This window comes from Novosphingobium silvae (assembly GCF_009856825.1).
Classification (GTDB): Bacteria; Pseudomonadota; Alphaproteobacteria; order Sphingomonadales; family Sphingomonadaceae; genus Novosphingobium; species Novosphingobium silvae.
In genome coordinates this window covers 1-2,625 of the sequence record NZ_WVTD01000056.1, presented here as the reverse complement: position 1 = coordinate 2,625, position 2,625 = coordinate 1, and the positions used below count along the sequence as shown (strand labels likewise).

3 protein-coding genes are annotated in these 2,625 nt (G+C 62.4%); all 3 read right to left on the bottom strand.

Features of this window, described 5'->3' with window-relative positions:
• Positions 1-55: 55 nt before the first annotated feature.
• Entirely contained in the window at positions 56-1,582 is a 1,527-nt protein-coding gene (gene tnpC, locus GR702_RS21885) for an IS66 family transposase (protein ID WP_099232373.1), read from the bottom strand.
• 154 nt (positions 1,583-1,736) lie between these two features.
• On the bottom strand, positions 1,737-2,090 hold the full coding sequence (tnpB, locus tag GR702_RS21880; protein WP_037523654.1) for an IS66 family insertion sequence element accessory protein TnpB: 354 nt from the start codon (positions 2,088-2,090) through the stop codon (positions 1,737-1,739).
• Positions 2,087-2,548, bottom strand: coding sequence for an IS66-like element accessory protein TnpA (gene tnpA, locus GR702_RS21875; RefSeq protein WP_122129165.1), 462 nt, complete (start codon positions 2,546-2,548; stop codon positions 2,087-2,089). Before tnpA ends, tnpB begins: the two co-directional genes overlap by 4 nt.
• Positions 2,549-2,625 lie beyond the last annotated feature (77 nt).

The following is a 2,625-nucleotide window of genomic DNA, read 5'->3' as shown; positions in this document are numbered from 1 at the left end:
GTAAGCGGTAAAAATCCCCCACGTGGCCTTGAGAACGGGGCTGTAATTTGGACGATCAGGCGGCGCTTGCGATGCTGCTCAGTTCGAACGAGGTTTGCGCGGCGTTGGCATCGGTCCAGCAATAGGGCAACAGATCGTCGATCGGATCGGTATCCGCGCGGGTGATGATCCGGGTAAGGACATCGCAGAGATAGGCGTAGGGGTTGATGTCCAGCATCTTGCAGGTTTCGACCAGCGAGGAGATCGCCGCCCAGTTTTCTGCACCGAGCTGGTGGCCGGTGAAGAGTGCATTTTTTCTTTGGAGAGTCACCGGCCTGATAGCCCGTTCGGCGGTGTTATTATCGATCTCGATCCTGCCGTCGTCGAGGAACCGGGTGAAGCCCGCCCAGCGCTTGAGCGCATATTTCATCGCATCGCTCGTTGCCGATCCGGCCATCATGCGCGGTGCGGTGGCGGCGAACCAGGCATGGAGCTTGTCGACCAGCGGACGGGTCCGCTCCTGCCTGACAGCGAGGCGTTCTTCGGCCGTGCGCCCACGGATTTCCTTTTCGATGCCATAGATTTCGGCAATGCGCTGCAAGGCGTCCTGCGCGACCGGAGCATCGCTGCCTGCATCGACGAACCCGCGCCGCAGATGAGCCCAGCAGTAGGACTTGGTGACGCCGGTGTCGGCGCCATCGTCCTTGCCGAACTGGTCATAGGCCTGCCAGGCATCGACCTGCAGGATGCCTTGGTATGACCCAAGCAACTGCTTGGCCCACATCTTTCCGCGTCCTGGCATATATGTGTATAGCGCCAGAGGCGGATCGACGCCGCCATGAGCGCGATCGTCGCACACTATGACCCACATATAGCCGGTTTTCGTCTTGCCCGTTCCCGGCGCCAGCACCTTGACCGTGGTTTCGTCGACGAACAGACGGGCACGGGCAAGCGCATCGGCGCGCATCCTGTCGGTGATGGGCATCAGCGCAGCGATGCCACGACCAACCCAGTTCGCCATAGTGGCGCGGCTGATCTCGATGCCTTGCCGGGCGAAGATCTTCGATTGCCGATAGAGCGGCAGGTGATCGCAATATTTGTTGATCAGAACATCGGCGATCAGCGCTTCGGTCGGCAAGCCGCCCGGCACTACATGCGCCGGGGCCGACGCTTGGCGAACGCCGTCGCTGCAGCAGCGGCAGGCATAGCGGGGGCGGATCGTCACCATCACGCGATGCTGGGCCGGGATGATGTCGAGCCGTTCGGAACGGTCCTCGCCAATCTTGTGCAGCGTCCCGCCACAGGCGCATTCCAGGTTTTTGGGCTCGATCACCGTCTCGAAGCGCGGCAGATGGGCCGGCAGCGATGCGCGCTCGGCATCTGGAGCCCGCCGGCGACGCGGCCTGAGGCCGTAACGTCCGGCCTCCTCGGCCGCCTTGTCCTGCAAGCCATCGGCTTCACCAAGCGCGACGTTCTGGTCTTCCAGCGTCAAGGCCAGTTGATCGACCGGCAGCTTTTCCGAACGCTTGCCGAAGGTCGAGCGGTTGATCAGCTTGAGGATATGTTCGAGCCGTGCCGCGCGAGCGCGCTCGGCCAGCACCATCGCCTTGAGCTGCTCCACATTGTCGGGAAGCTCGTCATATCCAGCCTCCGGGCCGGTCTCGACAGGGGGTTCGGGATGCGCCACCACGCCCGCATTCTAGCCAGTTCCCCACGTCTGGGAACAGCCTTGCGTCAGGTAGAATCAGGCGTGCGATCTACTGCGCATGAAGTGGCTTTGGCACCCGCGGCACGTGCATGCGCGACCAGTCCAGCCCCTCGAACAGCGCGGAAGCCTGGGCCGCCGACAGCTTCATCACTCCGTCTCCCGGGCGGGGCCAGCGGAACTTCCCATCCTGCAGCCGCTTCGTCACCAGTACGAGCCCGGTGCCGTCCCACAGGAGGAGTTTTATTCTGTCCGCCCGGCGTGCCCGGAAGACAAAAAGCATGCCTGAGAATGGGTCGAGCCGCAGTTCCTGCTGCACCAGTGAGGCGAGGCCCGCCATACCCTTCCTGAAGTCCACAGGCTGCGTCGCGACAAGCACCTTCAACGGTCCGGGCGGAATGATCATGTGTTCACCTGCGCGGCCAGGAGCACCCGCTCGATATGGTCGGCATCCACGTCGGACGGGATGCGGATCGACAGCCCGCGGGTCTCGATAATAATCTCACCGCCACTCCTCGAACTCGCGGGCAACGATGACACTGCAGGCGCCGGTGGCCCAGAAGATGGCGACGGTACGGGAGGTGCCGGCGGGCTTTCAATCACCGCGGGAACAAAGCCCATCCCCTCGGCCCGTTCCCGGAAACGCCCTCGCCAGTTATAAAGCTGTTGCGGGAGCATGCCGTGACGCCGGGCTACCTCGGCCACATTCGCGCCCTGCTTGAAACTCTCCTCGATGATCCGCGCCTTCGCCGCAGGCGTCCATCCACGGTTGCCATTCGACAAGGGAATGACGTCAAGACGCTCGACCTTGCCTGCCCTCCCACCCCTTTCAGTTTCGAAACTGGTTTCGAAATCACCACTCATCACCACCTCGCAAATGCAAGGCTCAACACCTACCAAATCGCGAAATCATGAGAATGTGGGGGATTTTGACCGCTTAC

Excerpts from the sequence above, each read along its gene's own strand:
- tnpC (WP_099232373.1), bottom strand. The coding sequence starts at position 1,582 with ATGGTGCTGGCCGAGCGCGCTCGCGCGGCACGGCTCGAACATATCCTC.
- tnpB (WP_037523654.1), bottom strand. The coding sequence starts at position 2,090 with ATGATCATTCCGCCCGGACCGTTGAAGGTGCTTGTCGCGACGCAGCCT.
- tnpA (WP_122129165.1), bottom strand. The coding sequence starts at position 2,548 with ATGAGTGGTGATTTCGAAACCAGTTTCGAAACTGAAAGGGGTGGGAGG.